We start from the raw sequence: 19,208 nt of genomic DNA, 5'->3' as shown, positions 1-19,208 counted from the left end.
GGTCACGACCTCTTCAGCTTCGGATCGAGGGCGTCGCGCAGGCCGTCACCCATCAGGTTGATCGCCAGGACGGTGATCAGGATGGCGAGGCCGGGCAGCGTCACCACCCACCATGCGCGCAGGATGAATTCCCGCGCCTCGGCGAGCATGGTGCCCCACTCCGGCGTCGGCGGCTGCGCGCCCATGCCGAGGAAGCCGAGCGCCGCGGCATCGAGGATGGCGTTGGAGAAGGACAGCGTCGCCTGCACGATCAGCGGCGCCATGCAGTTCGGCAGGATGGTCCTGAACATCAGCCTGAGATTGCCGGCGCCCGCGACCTTCGCCGCCACGACGTAATCGCGCGTCTTCTCGGCCATGACGGCGGCGCGGGTCAGGCGCACGAAATGCGGCTGGAAGACGAGCGCGATGGCGATCATCGCATTGGTGAGACCGGGGCCGAGCACGGCGACCAGCACCAGCGCCAGAAGCAGAGACGGGAACGCCAGGATGATGTCCATCAGGCGCATGATCACCGTGTCGACCCAGCCGCGGAAATAGCCGGCGATGACGCCGATCACGATGCCGCCGACCAGCGAGATGGTGGTGACGATGACGCCGATGAAGAGCGAGAAGCGGGTGCCGTAAATCAGCCGCGAGAGGATGTCGCGGCCGACGGCGTCGGTGCCCAGAAGATAAGCCGCCCGCCCGCCCTCCTGCCAGAAGGGCGGCACCAGCACGGCATCGCGGTATTGCGCGTTCGGCGCATGCGGCGCGATGAGCGGCGCGAAAATCGCCACAACGACGAGGAAGACGAAGAACCAGAAGCCCATGACGGCTCCCCGGTTTTCCGAGAAATAGTACCAGAACTCCGCAAACCGCGCGCGACGCGACGGATCGACGGAAACGGGCGCGTTCGCAACCTGTGCCACACTCGCCTCCTAGTGCCTGATGCGCGGATTGATGAGACCGTAGAGCAGGTCCACGATCAGGTTCACCAGCATGATAAGGCCGGCGATGATGAGCAGGCCGCCCTGGATCACGGGATAGTCTCGCCGGAAGACCGAATCCACCATCCACTTGCCGATGCCCGGCCAAGAAAAGATCGATTCCGTCAGGATCGCCCCGGCAAGCATCACGCCGACCTGAAGGCCGATGGTGGTGACGACGGGGATCATGGCGTTGCGCAGCGCATGGACGCCGACGACGCGAAATGTCGAAAGCCCCTTGGCGCGCGCCGTGCGGACGTAGTCCTCCGACAGCACCTCCAGCATTGCCGAGCGGGTCTGGCGCGCAATCACCGCAAGCGGAATGGTGCCGAGCACGATCGTCGGCAGGATCAGATGGCTGAAGGCCGATTTGAACGCACCCGCCTGCCCCGACAGGAGCGAGTCGACCAGCATGAAGCCGGTGACCGACGGGAAGAAGTACATCAGCGAGATGCGGCCCGAGACAGGCGTCCACTGCAGGATGCCCGAGAACAAAATGATGAGAAGCAGGCCCCACCAGAAGATCGGCATGGAGAAGCCGATCAGCGCCGTGCCCATGACGATCTGGTCGATGAGGGAGCCGCGCTTGACGGCGGCGAGCACGCCGGCCGGAATGCCGAGAACGACGGCGAAGATGATGGCGCAGAGCGACAGTTCCAGCGTCGCCGGAAACAGTTCCATGAACTGCCTCAGCACCGAATCCTTGGTCGAGATCGACGTGCCGAAATCACCGTGAAGCACGCCCCAGAGATAGTCGAGGTACTGGATGATGATCGGCCGGTCGAAGCCGAGCGCGTGGCTGATCTCCGCATGCCGCTCCGGCGACATGACCCGTTCGCCGGAGAGCAGCGCGACCGGATCGCCCGGCAAAAGGCGGATGAAGGAGAACGCGATGATCGACACGCCGATGAAGGTCGGAATGAGGACCGCCAGCCTTCCAAGCAGGAAGCGAAACATGTTTTGAGCCCCTGGGGTCAGAACCTCGACGATAACGAGGCCACGCCGCGGCCGGCCTCCCCGGCCGGCAAACAAGAAGTAGCAAAAAGGGGCGTCCGCGCCGCGAACGCCCCTTCCCGTCTATGGCCTCGACATCATTCCTTGATGTCGACGGTGCCGAAGGTGAAGTCGCCGAGCGGGCTCTGGACGAAGCCCTCGACTTCCTTGCGCATCGGAACGATAGCCAGCGAATGGTCGATGGTGGCCCACGGCGCCTCGCGCTTGAACACCACCTGCGCCTCTTCGTAGAGCTTGGTGCGCTCGGCCTGGTCGGTCGCTTCCTTGGCCTTGGTCACCAGATCGTCGAACTCCTGGTTGCACCACTGGGCGCGGTTGTTGCCGCCGACGGCGTCGCAACCGAGCAGGGTGTCGAGGAAGTTGTCCGGATCGCCGTTGTCGCCGGTCCAGCCAAGCATCACCGCGCCGTCGCGGTCCTTGGCCTTGGACTTGTCGAGATACTCGGCCCATTCATAGGACACGATCTCGACCTTGACGCCGACCTTCTCGAAGTCCGACTGGATGAGTTCGGCCGCGCGGCGGGCGTTCAGCATGTATGGACGCGCCACCGGCATCGCCCAGACCTTCATCGCCAGATCCTTGACGCCGGCCTCTTCCAGCATCTTCTTGGACGCTTCGGGGTCGTACTTGTCGTCCTCGATGGCGTCGTTGTAGGACCACATGGTCGGCGGGATCGGGTTCTTGGCGACGGAAGCCGCGCCCTGGAACACGGCGTCGACGATCGCCTGCTTGTTGATCGCCATGTTCAGAGCCTTGCGCACCTCGACCTTGTCGAAAGGCGCCTGGGTCGTGTTGTAGGCGAGATAGGCGACGTTCAGGCCTTCCTGCTCGGAGACCTTGAGCGCCGGATCGGCCTTCATGGCCTCGACGTCGGCCGCGTTCGGATACGGCATCAGGTGGCACTCGCCAGCCTTCAGCTTCTGAAAACGCACCGAGGCGTCAGTCGTGATGGCGAAGACGAGGTCATCGATCTTCGGCGCCTCGCCCCAGAAGTCCGCGTTCTTCTTGTAGCGGATGACGGCGTCCTGCTGGTAGCCGACGAAGGTGAACGGACCCGTGCCGACCGGCTTCTGGTTCAGCTCGTTCATCTTGCCGTCGGCCTGCAGCTTGTCGGCATATTCCTTCGACACGATCGAGGCGAACGACATGGCGATGTTGGCGAGGAACGGCGCTTCCTTGCGCTTCAGCGTGAACTTCACCGTGTAGTCGTCGACCTTCTCGATCTTGTCGAGCAGTTCGGGCATGCCCATGCCGGCGAAGTATTCCCAAGACGCGCCTTCGACATACTTGTTCCAGGCATTGTCCTCCTTCCACTGGCGCTCGAACGAGAAGACGACGTCGTCGGCGTTGAATTCCCGCGTCGGCGTGAAGAAATCGGTGGTCTGGAACTTGACGCCCTTGCGCAGCTTGAAGGTGTACTGGAGGCCGTCATCCGACACCTCGTAGCTTTCGGCGAGGCCCGGCTCGGTCTCGGTGGTGCCTTTCTTGAATTCGAGCAGACGGCTGTAGACCGGATGCGCCGACGCGTCGAAAGTGGTGCCGGCGGTGTACAGGGCGGGGTCGAAGCCTTCCGGCGAAGCCTCCGAGCAATAGACGAACGTCTTCGCGCTCGCCACGCCGCTCAGCATCGTCGCTGCCAGCAACGCGGCGGCGAAAGTGAATTTTTTCATTCTTGAGCACTCCCTATGCGTTTTCGAAGCCCCTCTTAGGCTCGAGAAGGGCGCATATAAGCAAAGTTCCAAGCGCTTTGGAACTCCCCGCATAGTTTACGTTAGCGAACCGCAACTTTATTCCAACAGTGCACTGCCGACAGGTCGTTTGTTGCGGCCGGCGGGTGCATTTCGGAAATCTTCAAACTTCCCGGATCTCCGGCAAAAGGGCTCGATGGCGGAGCGATTCCGCCGCGACTTGCGCCTCACGCAGCTTCACACCATACATATACATTCAGGTGCGGGCAGCCGGCATAGCCGGCGCGAGAGGTGGAACGCACCGCTGACAGGGAGGCGAAAATGGCCAAATCCAGCCCGGAGAAGGCGAAGAAAGCGTCAGCGGGCGCGAAGACAGCCGCCGCGAAGGCGAACGCTGCCGCGCCCAAGGCCGGCGCCACAGGAAAGGCGGAAGCGCCGAAAAGGAAGCCGGCGGCGAAGGCAGCAGTGTCGGCCCCGGCGGCGGCCAAGCCGCCAAAAGCGCCGACGTCAAAACCCGCGGCCGCCAGGCCCGCGAAACCGCAAGCCTCCCCCAAGCTGACGACGACCACCAAGCCAACGACAGCCGCCTCAAAGGCGCCGACCAAGTCGAAGCCTACAGCCCAGCCGAAGACCACAGCCACATCGAAGGCGCCAGCAAAGGCGAAGGTGGCTACGAGACCCAAGGCAGCGCCAAAACCGAAACCGGCTCCGCGGCAGGAAACGCCCGCGAAGGAAGTTGCCGCCGTAACCGCTCCGTCATCCGATGCGTCGAAGGCGAAGGCTGCGGCGGTCGCCATGCCGAAGGCGACCGCGCCGGAAGGGCTCGCGCCGCTGCGCAGCGCCGACAAGCCGTGGCTGAAGAACTATCCGAAAGGGCTCGCCGCCGAGATCGGCCCGCTCGAAGACCGCTCTATCGGCGATCTGCTCGTGAAGGCCTGCCGCAAGTTCGCGACGCGTCCGGCCTTCACCTGCATGGACAAGTCGCTCAGTTACGCCGAGCTGGAGAAGATGTCCGCCGCCTTCGGCGCCTACCTCCAGTCCAAGGGTCTCAAAAAGGGCGCGCGTGTCGCCATCATGATGCCGAACGTGCTGCAATATCCCGTCGCGATCATGGGCGTGCTGCGGGCCGGCTATACGGTGGTGAACGTCAATCCGCTCTACACGCCGCGCGAGCTCGAGCACCAGTTGAAGGATTCCGGCGCGGAGGCGATCGTCATCCTGGAGAATTTCGCGACGACGCTGCAGGCCGTCATCGGCAAGACATCGGTCAAGCATGTCGTCGTGGCCACGATGGGCGACCTGCTCGGCTTCGTGAAGGGGACGATCGTCAACTTCGTGGTGCGCCGCGTGAAGAAGCTGGTGCCCGCGTGGTCCCTGCCCGGCCATACGAGTTTCCCGGCGGCGCTGAAGGACGGCGCGGCGCGCGTCTTCAAGCCGGCGGATGTCTCGCCCGACGACGTGGCCTTCCTGCAATATACGGGCGGCACGACCGGCATCTCCAAGGGCGCGACGCTGATCCATCGCAACGTGCTGGCGAATGTCGAGCAACTCGCGATCTGGGTGGAAGACGCTTACACGGTGAAGCCGAAGCCCGAAAACCTCGTCTATGTCTGCGCGCTGCCGCTCTATCACATCTTCGCGCTGACGGTGAACGCGATGATGGGCATGCAGCAGGGCGCGCAGAACCTGCTCATCCCCAATCCGCGCGACATTCCGGGCTTCGTGAAGGAACTCGCCAAGCAACCGTTCCACATATTCCCCGGTCTCAACACGCTGTTCAACGCGCTGCTCAACAACGAGGATTTCCGCAAGATCGACTTCAAGCCGCTGGTGCTGACGCTGGGCGGCGGCATGGCGGTGCAGCGCGGCGTCGCCGAACGCTGGAAGGAGCTGACCGGCTGCTCGATCACCGAGGGCTACGGTCTTTCCGAGACGTCTCCGGTGGCGACCGCCAACCGGGTCAACGGCGCAGAATTCACCGGCACGATCGGCCTGCCGCTGCCTTCCACGGAGATCGCCATCCGCGACGACGACGGCAACGACCTGCCGCTCGGCGAGGTCGGCGAGATCTGCATCAAGGGACCGCAGGTGATGACGGGCTACTGGAACCGAGCCGACGAGACGGCGAAAGTGATGACCAAGGACGGGTTCTTCAAGTCCGGCGACATGGGCTTCATGGACGAGCGCGGCTTCACCAAGATCGTGGACCGCAAGAAGGACATGATCCTCGTCTCCGGCTTCAACGTCTATCCGAACGAGCTGGAAGAGGTGGTGGCGCAGATGCCCGGCGTGCTGGAGGTGGCGGCGATCGGCGTGCCGGACGAGCATTCCGGCGAAATCCCGAAACTCTTCATCGTCAAGAAGGACCAGGCCCTCACCGAGGATCAGGTGCTCGCCTACTGCCGCAACAATCTGACCGGCTACAAGCGCCCACGGCATATCGAGTTCCGCAAGGACCTGCCGAAGACTCCGGTCGGCAAGATATTGAGGCGTGAACTGAGGGGATAGGCGAAGGCTCGTCTTACCGCACCAGTATCGCCCGGAGATCGTTGACATTCGTGCCGGTCGGGCCGGGCACGAACAGGTCGCCGACAGCGTTGAAGGCGGTCCAGGCGTCGTTGCCGGCGAGCATCGCCTTCGCATCGACGCCGGCAGCACGCATGCGCGCGACCGAACCGCCATCGGCGAACGCGCCGGCATTGTACTCGGAGCCGTCTATGCCGTCCGTATCGGCGGCCAGCGCATGAATGCCGCCGACGCCGTCGATGCCGATGGCGAAGGACAGCAGGAACTCGCTGTTGCGGCCGCCCTTGCCTTTTCGGCCATCGGCGCGCGAACGCAGCGTCACGGTCGTTTCGCCGCCGGAGAGGATGAGCACCGGCTTCCCGAACGGGCGGTTGCGCGTGGCGACCTCGCGGGCGATTGCGGCATGGACCGAGCCGACCTCCCTCGCCTCTCCTTCCATCGCGTCCGACAGGATGACAGCCTCGATGCCGTGCCGTTTTGCTTCCTGCGCCGCTGCTTCCAGCGAGACGGCGGCGGAGGCGATGATATGCATCTCGTTGGCCTTGAAAACGGTGGCGCCCGGCAACGGGGCGTCGGCATTCGCCGAGCCGAGATGCGCCATGACCGAGGCCGGCAATTTCATGCCGTAGGCCTCGACGATCTTCAGCGCGTCCTGCCGCGTCGAACCGTCCGGCACGGTCGGGCCGGATGCGACAAGCGCCGGATTGTCGCCGGGAATGTCGGAGACGATGAGCGACACCACCCGCGCCGGCGCGGCGGCAGCCGCCAGCCGGCCACCCTTGATGGTCGAGACATGCTTGCGCACGGCATTCATGGCGGAAATCGGTGCGCCGGACGCCAGCAGCGCCTCGTTCACCGCGATCTCGTCGGCCAGCGTCAAGCCGTCCGGCGGCGAAGGCAGCAGCGCCGAGCCGCCGCCGCAGACCAGCGCCACGACGAGATCGTCGGTGGTCAGTCCCTTCACCTGATCGAGCAGCGCGCGCGAGGCCGCAAGTCCGGCCTCGTCCGGCACTGGATGCGCCGCCTCCAGCACGCGTATGCGCTCGCATGGCATGGCATAGCCGTAACGGGTGACGACGACGCCTTCGACTGGGACGTCCCAGGCACGCTCGAAGGCACAGGCAAGCTGCGCCGCGCCCTTGCCGGCGCCCACGACGACCGTGCGGCCTTGGGGCCTTGCCGGCAAAAAGTTGCGGATCACCTTTTCCGGATCGGCAGCCGCCACGGCCGCGTCGAAGATGGCTGTCAGGAAGGTCTTGGGGTCGGAAATCATGGACGACTCGCGACTACGCTATAGCGGGGAGCGCATACCGCGCGGGGTCGAGCCCGAGATGACGGCAGAGGGCTGCGACGATCACCTCGTGATCCTGCCGCTCCGGCAGGCCGGATACGGCAATCACCCCGATGACGCCGATGCCCGTCACGCGGATCGGAAAGCCGCCGCCCGCCAGCACGTAGTCGGCGGGGTCAAGCCCCTCGCCCGGCGGAAAGGTGCGGTCGGGACGGTTCTTTTCCAGCACGAGCCGATAGGTGCTCTTGTGCAGCAGTTTCACGACGTTGCGCTTGCGCCGGGCCCAGTTCGCGTTGGTGGCCGTCGAACCGGGAAGCGCGGCATAGAACAGCGGCCGGTCCCAAAGCTGGATGTCGATGATGACCGGCAGGTCCCGCGCCAGCGCGTCCTCGCGAATCGCCGCGCCGATGGCGAAGGCTGCCGCCTCGTCGAAGGCCGGAAAGACGAGCGCGTTTTCCTGCTCGGCCAGTCTGGCGATATCCTCGTCGGCGCTCATTTTGTCCCACCTGCTGAAATCGGCCGCACACTACCGGATTTGAGCACGAAGGCGAGCGGGCGGGAGAAAAATCACAGGGAAAGATCGCTCCTGGCGGGACGGCCGGCGACGTAGACCTCGGCAACCGCGCGATCATCGCCAAGGGTCTGGAGCAGGAAAAGCTCCTCGGCCAACGTCTCGACCACCTCCATCCTGAGCCGCATGACCGGCGTCGCGCGCGTGTCGAGCACCGTGATGTCGGCGTCTGTGCCGGGCTCCAGCGTGCCGATGCGGTCGGCCAGCGACAGGGCCTCCGCGTTGCCGCGCGTGATCTGCCAGAAGGACTGGAGAGGATTCAGCTTCTCGCCGTTCAGCGCGATCACCTTGTAGCCCTCGTCCATAGTGCGCAGCATGGAATAGTTGGTGCCGCCGCCGACATCGGTGGCGGCAGCGATGCGCAGCGGTTTTTCGCGGCGGCGATAGCGCTGGTAGTCGAACAGGCCGGAGCCGAGGAAAAGGTTGGAGGTCGGGCAGAACACCGCGACGGAGCCCGACGCCGACAGGGCGTCGGCCTCGCGTTCGGACAGGTGGATGCAGTGGCCGAACAGCGCCTTCCGCCCCAGAAGGCCGTAGCGTTCGTAGACATCCGTATAGTCCCTCGACCACGGATAAAGCTCCTGCGTGAAGGCGATCTCGGCGTGGTTTTCCGAAAGATGCGTCTGCATGTGGAGATCGGGATGCTCGCGGCAGAGCGCGCCCGCCATCTCCATCTGCTCCGGCGAGGACGTGATGGCGAAGCGCGGCGTGATGGCGTAGTGCTGCCGGCCCTTGCCGTGCCATTCCGCGATCAGCGCCCTGGTGTCGTCATAGCTCGATTGCGGCGTGTCGCAGACGGAAGGCGGGGCGTTGCGGTCCATCATCACCTTGCCGGCGACGGTCAGCATGTTGCGGTCGTGGGCCTCGGCGAAGAAGGCTTCGGCCGATTGCCGGTGCACCGAACAGTAGGCGGCGACGGACGTCGTGCCGTGGCGGATCAGTTCGTCGAGGAAGAGCCGTGCGATGCGCCGTGCATGCTGGGCGTCGACGAATTTCGATTCCGCAGGAAAAGTGTATTTGTTCAGCCAGTCGAGCAGTTCCGCGCCGTAGGACGCGATGACCTGCATCTGCGGATAGTGTGCATGGCAGTCGATGAAGCCGGGCAGGATGAGATTCGGGCGATGGTCGATGATTTTCACGTCCTCGCCCGCTTCGGCGCGGACATGAGCGAAGCCGCCGGCGGCCGCGATCTTCCCGTCGCGGATCAGGGCGCCGCCGTCTTCCTCGTAGGCATAGGCGGCGGTGTCATCGAGCATCTCGGGCCAGCGGTGGAAGGAGAGCGTGCGCCCGCGCAAGAGGAGGGAGGTCATGCGTCGATACCCCCACCCCTAACCCCTCCCCACAAGGGGGAGGGGAACGCGCCTGCAGCGAACCGCACCGCTTCTGGCGGCAACTGAGACGCAGCGCATACGCGGCAAAGTCCCCCTCCCCCTTGTGGGGAGGGGTTAGGGGTGGGGGTAAGCCAAGCTGTCATATCCAATTCACCGCGCCTCCTCGAACCATGCCACCAGCAGCCGGCGCTCCTCCGGCGAGATCGCCGTGACGTTGGCGGGAGGCATGGCGTGGCTGCGGCCGGCCTGCAGATAAATCTCGCGGGCATGCGCGCCGATCTCGGCGTCCGTCTCCAGCATCACGCCCTTCGGCGCATGGTAGACGCCTTCATAGGAGGGCTCGGCCGCGTGGCACATGGCGCAGCGGCCGAGCACGGTGTCACGCACCGCCGGGAAATGCGCCGAGGCGACGAATTTTTGCGCCTGCGCGGAGGCGGCCGCCGGCTCGCCGGTCAGCACCTTCGGCACGGTCGAGAGCCACATGATGACGACGAACAGGATCGCCGCCACCAGCCATGTCCAGGTCGGGTTCCCTTTTCGCGCATGGTTGCTGTTGAAGTAGTGGCGGATCAGCACGCCGATCAGGAACACCAGCGCGGCGATGACCCAGTTGAACTGGGTGCCGAAAGCCAGCGGATAGTGGTTCGACAGCATCAGGAACAGGACCGGCAGGGTCAGGTAGTTGTTGTGCGTCGAACGCGTCTTGGCGATCTTGCCGTATTTCGGATCGGGCTTACGGCCGGCAATCAGGTCCGTCACCACGATCTTCTGGTTGGGGATGATGATCATGAAGACGTTTGCAGACATGATGGTGGCGGTGAAGGCGCCGAGATGCAGGAAGGCGGCGCGGCCGGTGAAAAGCTGCGTGTAGCCCCACGCCATGAACACGACGATGGCGTAGAGAACGATCATCAGGAGCGTATCGTGGTTCCCGAGCGGCGACTTGCAGAGCTGGTCGTAGACGATCCAGCCCAGCGCCAGCGAGCCGGCCGACAGGGCGATGCCGGCCCAGACCGGGATGTCCAGCACGTTGCGGTCGATCAGGAAAAGGTCGGCCCCGGCATAGTAGACGATGGCGAGCAGGACGAAGCCCGACATCCAGGTGGCGTAGCTTTCCCATTTGAACCAGGTCAGGTGCTCCGGCAGTTCCGCCGGCGCCACCAGATATTTCTGGATGTGGTAGAAGCCGCCGCCATGCACCTGCCACTCCTCGCCATGCGCGCCGGCAGGCAGGCCGGGCCGCTGGCGCAGGCCGAGGTCGAGCGCCACGAAATAGAAGGACGAGCCGATCCACGCTATGCCGGTGATGACATGCAGCCAGCGCGCGGCAAAGCTCAGCCAATCCCAGAAGATCGCGAATTCGTTCATGGAGTTCCCCTTGCGGGTGCGATCTTACGGCAATGACTGCAAACCGAAAGGGACGTAGTTCTCGATCACTTTCAAAAATTTCGGAAGAATACTAGGCTGGAACGCTACTGAACGCGGACGCCGTCAGGGCGCGATTGTCGTCATCCTCGGGCTTGTCCCGAGGATCTGCTGCCCGGGTAGGCAAACGGGAGCTACGACACGATCGATCGTTGGCAGATCCTCGGGACAAGCCCGAGGATGACGGCGTTGCGTGCTGGCGCGATAATTCGGAGCTTGAAAAAAAGCGATGGCCTATCTCGACAATATCGCGGTTTTCGTGCGGGTGGTGGAGCTCGGCAATCTGTCCGCCGCCGGTCGCGACATGCGCATCTCGCCGGCCGTCGCGTCGAACCGCATCAAGGAACTGGAGAAGCACCTCAACGTGCGGCTGTTCAACCGCACCACGCGCCAGCTGATGCCGACCGAGCATGGCAGCGCCTTCTATGAGGGCGCCAAGCGGGTGCTGGAGGCGGTGGTCGAGGCGGAAGCGGCGGTGGCGGCGCTTTCCGGCAAGCCGCGCGGCTCGATCCGCGTCACCGCGCCGCTCGGGCTCGGACGGCGTTTCATCGCGTCCGGCATTCCGGATTTCCACGACAGATATCCCGACATCGAGGTGCGGCTGCGCCTTTCCGACCACAATGTCGATATCCTCAAGGAGGGCATCGACCTTGCCTTCAAGCTCGGCATCATCGAGGATTCGAGCCTCAGGATGCGCGGCATCATGGAATGCGAGCGCGTGCTGGTCGCCTCGCCAGCCTATCTCGAAAAGCGCGGCGAGCCGTCAGGTCCGCGCGACCTCGTCGACAGCCGGCACGATTGCCTGATGCTGCGCTATCCGGGCCTTCGCGAACATTACTGGCTGCTGCAGACGCCGGACGGCCCGCAGAAGATCGACGTGCACGGACCCTACGATTCCGACGATGGCGACGTGCTGACCGGCTGGGCGCTGGCGGGACGCGGCATCGTCAACAAGCCGCGCTTCGAGATCGAGCCCTTCATCCGCGACCGCCGGCTGAAAATCATCATGACGGAGACGCCACCGGTGCCGGTGCAACTCGCGGCCGTCTATCCGCACAAGAAGCTTCAGGACCCCAAGGTGCGCCTCCTGCTCGATTTCATGGCCGAGCGCTGCCAGAAAATGATCCGCGACATTCTGGCCGGGCGCTGACGACCTTGGATTCATCGACGCGGGAGCTACATTGCTGAGAGCCGGTGCGGCTGCGGGGTGCGGCCGCCGCGCTTTTCGGAGTCGCATTATGAAAGACCACAAGACCCGCAACGATCTGAAGTCCAACACGCGGAAGGCTTCGATCGAGCTTCTCAACGCGCGTCTCGCCGAGGCGATCGACCTTTCGCTCATCACCAAGCAGGCGCACTGGAACATCAAGGGGCCGCATTTCATCGCCGTGCACGAGATGCTGGACGGCTTCCGCAAGGATCTTGACGGGCATGTCGACACCATTGCGGAACGCGCCGTGCAACTCGGCGGCACCGCGCTCGGCACCTCGCAGGTGGTGGCGGCGGACAGCAGGCTCGCAGCCTATCCCACGGATATCTATACGACCAAGGACCATCTCGCCGCCCTGATCGACCGCTTCGCCGACACGGCCAAGGCGGCGCGCACGGCGATCGACGAGGCGGATGAAGCCGGCGACGCCGACACGGCCGACATCTTCACCGCCTATTCGCGCACGCTCGACAAGTCGCTGTGGTTCCTGGAAGCGCACACGCAGGAAAAGGAATAGGCGTCAGCCTACCTTGTCGGATTTCGCGGCGGCGCCGGCGGGCACATTCGCCAGCGCCGTCATCACTTCGGCCGCCGCGAGTGCCGCGATGACGGCGGGGCGCTTGTCCTTCACGGCGCTGCCGCCGATGGGCGAAACGAGCCGCCGGAACGATTTCTCGTCGCCTCCGGCGGTCTTGAGATACCAGCTTCGGAACGTCGCCTTCTTCGTCTCCGATCCGATCATGCCGACATAGGCCGCGTCCACGCGTTTCAGGGCTTCCGCCACGATCAGGAAATCCAGAGCGTGGTCATGGGTGAGGATGAGGAAAGCCGAGCCGGCAGGCGCGTCCCGCACCAGTTCCTCCGGCATCGGAACCACATGGGTCTCGACGCCGACCGGCATGTCTTGGACCGCGTCTGGCCGGGTCTCGACAATGATCGTCTTGACTGGCAGTAGCACGAAAGCACTGGCAAGCGCGTGACCGACATGACCGCCGCCGAAGATGAAGATCCGGGGCAGCGCGTTATCCGCCGCCTCGGCCGCTTGCAGCAGGCGCCTGCGTGAAGCCGCATCAAGCGGGCGGATCGCGACCTCCACACGTCCGCCGCAGCACTGGCCGATCTCGGGGCCGAGCGGAATGGATAGGGTGAGCGGGGGGCGCTTTCCCTCACGCAGCGTCTGCCGCGCCTCGTCTATCGCCATATATTCGAGCTGGCCGCCGCCGATCGTGCCGAAGATCGCGCCGGGCGAGGCGAGCATCCATGCGCCCTGCTCGCGAGGCGTCGACCCCTTCGCTCCGGCCACCTCCACCATGGCCACGTCCGGCCAGGCATGGAGAAAAGCGCGAAGGCTGGGCGCGAGGCGGGTCACGGAAGGTCTTTCGCCTCCTGCTTCAGCCGCTCCACCGCCATCAGCACGCGCTCCGGGGTGGCCGGCGCATCGAGGCGCGGGCAGATGCGGTGGTCCGCGACGCTCGCGACCGCGTCCGACAGGGCGTGCAGCACGGACATGCCGAGCATGAAGGGCGGCTCACCCACCGCCTTGGAGCGGTGCACCGTCGCCTCGCGGTTCACCGCCCAGTCGGCGAGCTTCACGTTGAAGATTTTTGGCCGGTCGGAAGCCAGCGGGATCTTGTAGGTCGAGGGCGCATGCGTGCGCAGCCGGCCCTTCTCGTCCCACCACAGTTCCTCCGTCGTGAGCCAGCCCATGCCCTGCACGAAGGCGCCTTCCACCTGCCCGAGATCGATGGCCGGGTTCAGCGAGCGGCCCGTCTCGTGCAGGATGTCGGTGCGCTCGACCGCATATTCGCCGGTCAGCGTGTCGATCGAGACTTCCGAGCAGGCCGCGCCATAGGCGAAGTAGTAGAAGGGATGCCCCTCGCCCTTGTCGCGGTTCCAGTGGATTTTCGGCGTCTTGTAGAAACCGGCGGCGGAGAGCTGGACGCGCGCCATATAGGCCTGCCTGACCAGTTCGGCGAAGGCTATCTCCTGATTGCCGATGCGCACGCGGTTGGGCAGGAAAACGATCTGGTCCGCCGGCACGGAGTATTTGTCCGCCGCGAAGTCGATCAGGCGGTCCTTGATCTGGCGCGCGCCGTTCTGCGCCGCCATGCCGTTCAGGTCCGAGCCGGACGAGGCGGCGGTCGCCGACGTGTTCGGCACCTTGCCGGTGGTCGTGGCAGTGATCTTCACGCAGTCGAGGTCGATCTGGAATTCTTCCGCGACGATCTGCGCGACCTTGGTGTTGAGGCCCTGCCCCATCTCCGTGCCGCCATGGTTCAGATGCACCGAGCCGTCCGTGTAGACATGCACCAGCGCACCGGCCTGGTTGAAATGGGTGGCGGTGAAGGAGATGCCGAATTTTACCGGCGTCAGCGCGATGCCTCGCTTCACAATGCGGCTGTTGGCGTTGAACGCGGCGATCTCGCGGCGGCGGCGTGCGTAGCTGGCACTCTCCTCCAGCTCCGCGACGATTTTCTGGACGATGTTGTCCTCGACCCTCTGGTGGTAGGGCGTGACGTTGCGCCCGCCCGAAGCGTCGTCCTCCGGCGCGTAAAAGTTGAGCTTGCGGATGTCGAGCGGGTCTTTTCCGACCGCGAACGCCACTTCCTCGATGACGCGCTCCGCGCCGATCATGCCCTGCGGCCCGCCGAAGCCGCGGAAGGCGGTGTTCGAGACGGTGTTGGTGTAGAGCGGCGCCGACTGCGCATGCACGGCGGGATAGAAATAGGCGTTGTCGCAGTGGAAAAGCGCGCGGTCGGTCACCGGCCCCGAAAGGTCCGAGGAGAAGCCGCAGCGCGCGGCATAGATGAAGTCGACGCCCAGAATGTTGCCGTCGCCGTCGAACCCGACTTCGTAGTCGATGACGAAATCGTGCCGCTTGCCGGTGGCGGTCATGTCGTCGTCCCGGTCGGGCCTGATCTTCACCGCGCGCTTCAGCTTCTTCGCGGCAATGGCGGCGAGCGCGGCAAACTGGTTGCCCTGCGTCTCCTTGCCGCCGAAGCCGCCGCCCATGCGGCGGATTTCGACCGTGACCGCATGGCTCGGCACGCCGAGCGCGTGGCCGACCATATGCTGCACCTCGCTCGGATGCTGCGTCGAGCAGTATATCGTGACGTCGTGGTCCTCGCCCGGCACGGCAAAGGCGATATGGCCTTCGAGGTAAAAATGCTCCTGCCCGCCGACGCGCATCCTGCCCTTCAGTTTTCGGGGCGCGTCCGCGATGGCCTTGGCGGCATCGCCGCGCTTCAGCGTCAGCGGCGGCGTGACGAGCTTGTCCTTCTTCGGATCGAGACCGGCGACGTCGATGACGAAGGGCAGTTCCTCATAGTCGATCTTCGCCAGCCTTGTCGCGCGGCGCGCCTGTTCGCGCGTTTCGGCGATAACGCAGAAGACAGGCTGGCCGAAGAACTGCACCTTGCCTTCCGCGAGGATCGGCTCGTCGTGGCGGCCCGTCGGCGAGATGTCGTTCTCGCCCGGCACGTCGGCCGCCGTGAGCACGTCGACCACGCCCGGCGCGGCGCGCACCGCCGACAGATCCATATTCTTGATCGTGCCATGCGTGACGGTGGAGAGGCCGAGGCAGCCATGCAGCGTGCCGGCCGGCTCCGGCATGTCGTCGATATAGATCGCCGTTCCGGCGACATGCTTGTGCGCGGAATCGTGCCGCTGGCTGGTGGCGACGCCGCCGGCGATCTTTGCCGCCTTCAGGGAGGGCGCGTGCTTGTTCATCGCATCACGCCGCCTCGTTCCGCGTCACCGTGACCGGCGCTTTCGTGCCGGTCGTCTCCAGCCAGAAGCGCATGAGCAGGTTTCGGGCCGCCAGCGCCCGATACTCCGCCGTGGCGCGCATATCGGTCAGCGGTGAAAAATCCTGCGGAAAAGTCTCCATCGCGGCCGTCACGATCTCCTCGGTCCACGCTTTGCCAAGCAAGGCCGCCTCGACGGCCTTCGCCCGCTTCGGCGTCGCCGCCATGCCGCCATAGGCGATGCGCACGGACGCTATAGTGCCCGCCTTCGACAGCGTCAGGCGGAACGCTCCAAGCGTAGACGTAATGTCCTCGTCGCGGCGTTTCGAGACCTTGTAGACGGCGAAATGCGCGTTCTTCGGCGGCACCGGCACATGCACCGCCTCGACGAATTCGCCGGGCCGGCGGTCCTGCCTGCCATAGGCGATGAAGAAATCCTCGAGCGGGATGGTGCGCCGCTCGCTGCCTCTGCGCAGCGTCAGCGTCGCGCCGAGCGCGATCAACGGCGGGGGCGTATCGCCGATGGGCGAACCGTTGGCGATGTTTCCGCCGATCGTGCCCATGTTGCGGACCTGCTCGCCGGCAATGCGGTCGATGAGGCCGCCCAGTGCTGGAATGCGCTGCGACAGGATGGCGAAGGCATCCGTGTAGGTGACGCCCGCGCCGATGGTGATGACGCCACCTTCCTCCCGGATGTCGCACAGCCCCTCGAGGTTCGGAATGAAGATCGCCGGCACTATGTCGCGCATGAATTTCGTGACCCAGAGCCCGACATCGGTCGAGCCAGCGACCACGGTGGCTTCAGGGAATTTCTCGCGGATGATCGCGAAGTCGTCGGCGTCCGCCGGCACGATGAGGCGCGCCTTGCCCGCGCCGATCTCGACGCGGCTGCCGTCCTTCATCGCGGCAAGCCGTTTCGCGACATGCTTCCGCTCCAGCGCGAGCGGGTCCTTCGCGGCCCTGCCATAGGACGAGATGGCGCGTGCGGCGCGCATGATCGCCTCGTAGCCGGTGCAGCGGCAGAGATTGCCCTGCAGCGCCTTTTCGATGGAGGCGTCGGAAGGCTGGGGATCGCGCATCCACAGCGCATAAAGCGACATGACGAAGCCCGGCGTGCAGAAGCCGCATTGCGAGCCGTGGAAATCGACCATCGCCTGCTGCACCGGATGCAGCCGGCCCTCATGCGGCGCGAGATGCTCGACAGTCACGACATGGGTCGCGTCGAGCGAGCCGAGGAAGCGGATGCAGGCGTTGACGCTCTCATAAACCAGCCTGCCACCCGAAAGCCGGCCGACCAGCACTGTGCATGCGCCGCAATCGCCCTCGGCGCAGCCTTCCTTGGTGCCGCGCAGCGAACGGCGCAGACGCAGCCAGTCCAGCAGCGTCTCGTCCGGCGCGACATCGGCGAGCCGCACCTCCTCGCCGTTCAGCAGGAAGCGGATGTGGTCGCGGATCGCCGGGCCAGCCATTCTAGCTGCCCCGATAGGTCGAGTAGCCGTAGGGTGAGATGAGCAGCGGCACGTGATAATGCTTTTCTTCCGCCATGCCGAAGCGGATCGGCACCTCGTCGAGGAAGGCGGGATCGGGCAGCTTCACGCCGGAGGCGCGCAGATAGTCGCCCGCGAAGAAGACAAGCTCATACTGGCCGGTGCGGAAATCCCCACCTTCCAGCAGCGGCGCGTCGCAACGTCCGTCGGCGTTGGTGACGACGTCCTTGAGCTTTTTGTGGGAATTGCCACTCACCCGGTAGAGCGCGATCTTCAGCCCGGCGGCAGGCTTTCCGGATGCCGTATCGAGCACATGCGTCGTCAGGCGACCGCCACCGGATTTCGACATACTTCTCCCCTGGCTGCTGCTCGGTCCGAACCAGCTTGCGGGAAACCAGGGCGGATGCCAAGACCGAAGGTAGCCGAGGCGGGCGAAAAGCAGTTTCAATATTTTCAGTGGAATGCACGCCGCAGGGCTGGATTATCATCGGCATGAACGCTGGGGGAAACATGCGATACGTCAGGGACATGCGAGGCTACGGCGCCAACCCGCCCGATCCGCAATGGCCGGGCGGCGCGCATGTCTGCGTGCAGTTCGTCGTCAATTACGAGGAAGGCGGCGAGAACTGCATCCTGCACGGCGACAAGGCGTCGGAGGCCTTTCTTTCGGAGATCGTCGGCGCGACCCCATGGCCCGGCCTGCGCCACTGGAACATGGAATCGATCTACGAATACGGCGCGCGCGCCGGCTTCTGGCGGCTCCACCATATGTTCACCGAGGCCGCTGTGCCGGTGACGGTCTATGGCGTCGCCACGGCGCTCGCCCGCTCGCCCGACCAGGTCGAGGCGATGCAGAAGGCGGATTGGGAGATCGCCTCGCATGGTTTGAGGTGGATCGATTATCGCGAGCACGGCATCGAGGACGAGCGCCGCGACCTGATCGAGGCCATACGCCTGCACACGGAAGTGGTCGGCGCGCGGCCGACCGGCTGGTATACGGGGCGCACCTCGGCCAACACGGCGCGGCTGGTCGCCGAGGAAGGCGGCTTCGCCTATTGTTCCGACACGTATGACGACGACCTTCCTTACTGGCTCGACCATGACGGGCACGGCAACGCGATCCCGCCGCAACTCATCATCCCCTATACGCTCGACGCCAACGACATGCGCTTCGCCGTGGCGGCGGGCTTTCCCTCCGGCGACCAGTTTTTCGCCTATCTGAAGGATTCCTTCGACACGCTCTATGCCGAAGGGAAGGCAGGCCGGCCGCGCATGATGAGCATCGGGCTGCATTGCCGCCTCGTCGGCCGGCCGGGCCGCGCTGCGGCGCTGAAGCGGTTCATCGACTATGTGAAAAGCCATGACCGCGTGTGGCTCGCGCGGCGGATCGACATCGCCGAGCACTGGCGCCGGACGCATCCCTACGAGGCGCCGGCCCTGCGCCCCTCCCGCATGGGCGGGGAGGAATTCGTCGAAAGATTCGGCGGCATCTTCGAGCATTCGCCGTGGATCGCCGAACGCGCCTTCAAGCTGGAGCTTGGCCCGGCCCATGACAGCGCGGGCGGGCTGCACAATGCGCTTGCGCGCATCTTCCGCTCGGCCAGTCCCGACGAGCGGCTCGGCGTGTTGCAGGCGCATCCCGACCTTGCCGGCAGGCTGGCGCAGGCGAAGCGGCTGACGGCGGAATCGACGGCGGAGCAGGCCAGCGCCGGTCTCGACGCGCTGACCGATGCCGAACGGGAGAGGTTCACGGCGCTCAACGAAGCCTATGTCAAGAAATTCGGCTTCCCGTTCATCATCGCCGTGCGCGACAACACCAAGGCCGGCATCCTGGCCGCGTTCGAAAACCGGCTGGAGAACGGTCGCGAGGTCGAATTCGAGACGGCCTGCAAGCAGGTCGAGCGCATCGCACGGCTTCGCCTCGACGCATTGCTGCCGGAATAGGACGATGGAC

16 protein-coding genes are annotated in these 19,208 nt (G+C 65.0%); 4 read left to right on the top strand and 12 right to left on the bottom strand.

Annotated features, from left to right (window positions below):
* Nucleotides 1-2: 2 nt before the first annotated feature.
* The 4 genes from M9955_12665 to M9955_12650 form a co-directional block, all read right to left on the bottom strand.
* On the bottom strand, nucleotides 3-908 hold the full coding sequence (locus M9955_12665) for an ABC transporter permease subunit (protein MCO5082493.1): 906 nt from the start codon (nucleotides 906-908) through the stop codon (nucleotides 3-5).
* A 9-nt stretch (nucleotides 909-917) separates the two neighbouring features.
* Nucleotides 918-1,922, bottom strand: coding sequence for an ABC transporter permease subunit (locus M9955_12660; protein MCO5082492.1), 1,005 nt, complete (start codon nucleotides 1,920-1,922; stop codon nucleotides 918-920).
* 134 nt (nucleotides 1,923-2,056) lie between these two features.
* The gene (locus M9955_12655; protein ID MCO5082491.1) at nucleotides 2,057-3,649 is read right to left on the bottom strand and encodes an ABC transporter substrate-binding protein; all 1,593 of its coding nucleotides are present in this window, start codon (nucleotides 3,647-3,649) and stop codon (nucleotides 2,057-2,059) included.
* Between the two features lie 245 nt (nucleotides 3,650-3,894).
* Nucleotides 3,895-4,308: a hypothetical protein gene (locus M9955_12650; GenBank protein ID MCO5082490.1), complete on the bottom strand. Its 414-nt coding sequence runs from the start codon at nucleotides 4,306-4,308 to the stop codon at nucleotides 3,895-3,897.
* A gap of 154 nt (nucleotides 4,309-4,462) precedes the next feature.
* Between M9955_12650 and M9955_12645 the strand changes: the two genes are divergently transcribed.
* Entirely contained in the window at nucleotides 4,463-6,175 is a 1,713-nt protein-coding gene (locus tag M9955_12645; GenBank protein ID MCO5082489.1) for a long-chain fatty acid--CoA ligase, read from the top strand.
* 13 nt (nucleotides 6,176-6,188) lie between these two features.
* Here the strand turns inward: M9955_12645 and M9955_12640 are convergent, their stop codons facing one another.
* The 4 genes from M9955_12640 to M9955_12625 form a co-directional block, all read right to left on the bottom strand.
* Nucleotides 6,189-7,466 carry a glycerate kinase gene (locus tag M9955_12640; protein MCO5082488.1) on the bottom strand — a complete coding sequence of 426 codons (1,278 nt, stop codon included), beginning with the start codon at nucleotides 7,464-7,466 and terminating at the stop codon, nucleotides 6,189-6,191.
* Between the two features lie 13 nt (nucleotides 7,467-7,479).
* Nucleotides 7,480-7,980: a heme-degrading domain-containing protein gene (locus tag M9955_12635; GenBank protein MCO5082487.1), complete on the bottom strand. Its 501-nt coding sequence runs from the start codon at nucleotides 7,978-7,980 to the stop codon at nucleotides 7,480-7,482.
* 71 nt (nucleotides 7,981-8,051) lie between these two features.
* Nucleotides 8,052-9,365, bottom strand: a complete 1,314-nt coding sequence (guaD, locus tag M9955_12630) for a guanine deaminase (protein ID MCO5082486.1) — start codon at nucleotides 9,363-9,365, stop codon at nucleotides 8,052-8,054.
* Nucleotides 9,366-9,536: 171 nt separating this feature from the next.
* Nucleotides 9,537-10,754: a urate hydroxylase PuuD gene (locus M9955_12625; protein MCO5082485.1), complete on the bottom strand. Its 1,218-nt coding sequence runs from the start codon at nucleotides 10,752-10,754 to the stop codon at nucleotides 9,537-9,539.
* 286 nt (nucleotides 10,755-11,040) lie between these two features.
* Here M9955_12625 and M9955_12620 point away from each other — a divergent pair, with 286 nt between their 5' ends.
* Together M9955_12620 and dps are read left to right on the top strand one after the other, a co-directional pair.
* Nucleotides 11,041-11,961: a LysR family transcriptional regulator gene (locus tag M9955_12620; GenBank protein MCO5082484.1), complete on the top strand. Its 921-nt coding sequence runs from the start codon at nucleotides 11,041-11,043 to the stop codon at nucleotides 11,959-11,961.
* An 88-nt stretch (nucleotides 11,962-12,049) separates the two neighbouring features.
* A complete protein-coding gene (gene dps, locus M9955_12615) occupies nucleotides 12,050-12,538 on the top strand; it encodes a DNA starvation/stationary phase protection protein Dps (GenBank protein MCO5082483.1) in 489 nt (162 codons plus the stop codon).
* A gap of 3 nt (nucleotides 12,539-12,541) precedes the next feature.
* Here the strand turns inward: dps and xdhC are convergent, their stop codons facing one another.
* The 4 genes from xdhC to uraH are packed head-to-tail and all read right to left on the bottom strand — an operon-like array spanning nucleotide 12,542 to nucleotide 17,603.
* The gene (xdhC, locus tag M9955_12610) at nucleotides 12,542-13,390 is read right to left on the bottom strand and encodes a xanthine dehydrogenase accessory protein XdhC (GenBank protein ID MCO5082482.1); all 849 of its coding nucleotides are present in this window, start codon (nucleotides 13,388-13,390) and stop codon (nucleotides 12,542-12,544) included.
* Complete coding sequence (gene xdhB, locus M9955_12605) at nucleotides 13,387-15,750, bottom strand: xanthine dehydrogenase molybdopterin binding subunit (GenBank protein ID MCO5082481.1); 2,364 nt, start codon at nucleotides 15,748-15,750, stop codon at nucleotides 13,387-13,389. The genes xdhC and xdhB overlap by 4 nt, the downstream gene beginning before the upstream one ends.
* A 4-nt stretch (nucleotides 15,751-15,754) precedes the next feature.
* Complete coding sequence (gene xdhA / locus M9955_12600; GenBank protein ID MCO5082480.1) at nucleotides 15,755-17,236, bottom strand: xanthine dehydrogenase small subunit; 1,482 nt, start codon at nucleotides 17,234-17,236, stop codon at nucleotides 15,755-15,757.
* A 1-nt stretch (nucleotide 17,237) separates the two neighbouring features.
* Nucleotides 17,238-17,603, bottom strand: coding sequence for a hydroxyisourate hydrolase (gene uraH, locus M9955_12595; GenBank protein MCO5082479.1), 366 nt, complete (start codon nucleotides 17,601-17,603; stop codon nucleotides 17,238-17,240).
* A 161-nt stretch (nucleotides 17,604-17,764) separates the two neighbouring features.
* Here uraH and puuE point away from each other — a divergent pair, with 161 nt between their 5' ends.
* Complete coding sequence (gene puuE / locus M9955_12590; GenBank protein ID MCO5082478.1) at nucleotides 17,765-19,198, top strand: allantoinase PuuE; 1,434 nt, start codon at nucleotides 17,765-17,767, stop codon at nucleotides 19,196-19,198.
* The last annotated feature ends 10 nt before the right edge of the window (nucleotides 19,199-19,208 follow it).

The organism is Rhizobiaceae bacterium (assembly GCA_023953845.1).
Taxonomy (GTDB): Bacteria; Pseudomonadota; Alphaproteobacteria; order Rhizobiales; family Rhizobiaceae; genus Arvimicrobium.
This window is presented reverse-complemented; position numbering and strand designations above follow the sequence as displayed.

What these genes read in the sequence shown, in the direction of transcription:
- M9955_12640 (MCO5082488.1), bottom strand. Translation starts at nt 7,466, where the DNA reads ATGATTTCCGACCCCAAGACCTTCCTGACAGCCATCTTCGACGCGGCC.
- dps (MCO5082483.1), top strand. Translation starts at nt 12,050, where the DNA reads ATGAAAGACCACAAGACCCGCAACGATCTGAAGTCCAACACGCGGAAG.
- M9955_12625 (MCO5082485.1), bottom strand. Translation starts at nt 10,754, where the DNA reads ATGAACGAATTCGCGATCTTCTGGGATTGGCTGAGCTTTGCCGCGCGC.
- M9955_12620 (MCO5082484.1), top strand. Translation starts at nt 11,041, where the DNA reads ATGGCCTATCTCGACAATATCGCGGTTTTCGTGCGGGTGGTGGAGCTC.
- M9955_12660 (MCO5082492.1), bottom strand. Translation starts at nt 1,922, where the DNA reads ATGTTTCGCTTCCTGCTTGGAAGGCTGGCGGTCCTCATTCCGACCTTC.
- guaD (MCO5082486.1), bottom strand. Translation starts at nt 9,365, where the DNA reads ATGACCTCCCTCCTCTTGCGCGGGCGCACGCTCTCCTTCCACCGCTGG.
- puuE (MCO5082478.1), top strand. Translation starts at nt 17,765, where the DNA reads ATGCGATACGTCAGGGACATGCGAGGCTACGGCGCCAACCCGCCCGAT.
- M9955_12645 (MCO5082489.1), top strand. Translation starts at nt 4,463, where the DNA reads ATGCCGAAGGCGACCGCGCCGGAAGGGCTCGCGCCGCTGCGCAGCGCC.
- uraH (MCO5082479.1), bottom strand. Translation starts at nt 17,603, where the DNA reads ATGTCGAAATCCGGTGGCGGTCGCCTGACGACGCATGTGCTCGATACG.
- M9955_12655 (MCO5082491.1), bottom strand. Translation starts at nt 3,649, where the DNA reads ATGAAAAAATTCACTTTCGCCGCCGCGTTGCTGGCAGCGACGATGCTG.
- xdhB (MCO5082481.1), bottom strand. Translation starts at nt 15,750, where the DNA reads ATGAACAAGCACGCGCCCTCCCTGAAGGCGGCAAAGATCGCCGGCGGC.
- M9955_12635 (MCO5082487.1), bottom strand. Translation starts at nt 7,980, where the DNA reads ATGAGCGCCGACGAGGATATCGCCAGACTGGCCGAGCAGGAAAACGCG.
- xdhA (MCO5082480.1), bottom strand. Translation starts at nt 17,236, where the DNA reads ATGGCTGGCCCGGCGATCCGCGACCACATCCGCTTCCTGCTGAACGGC.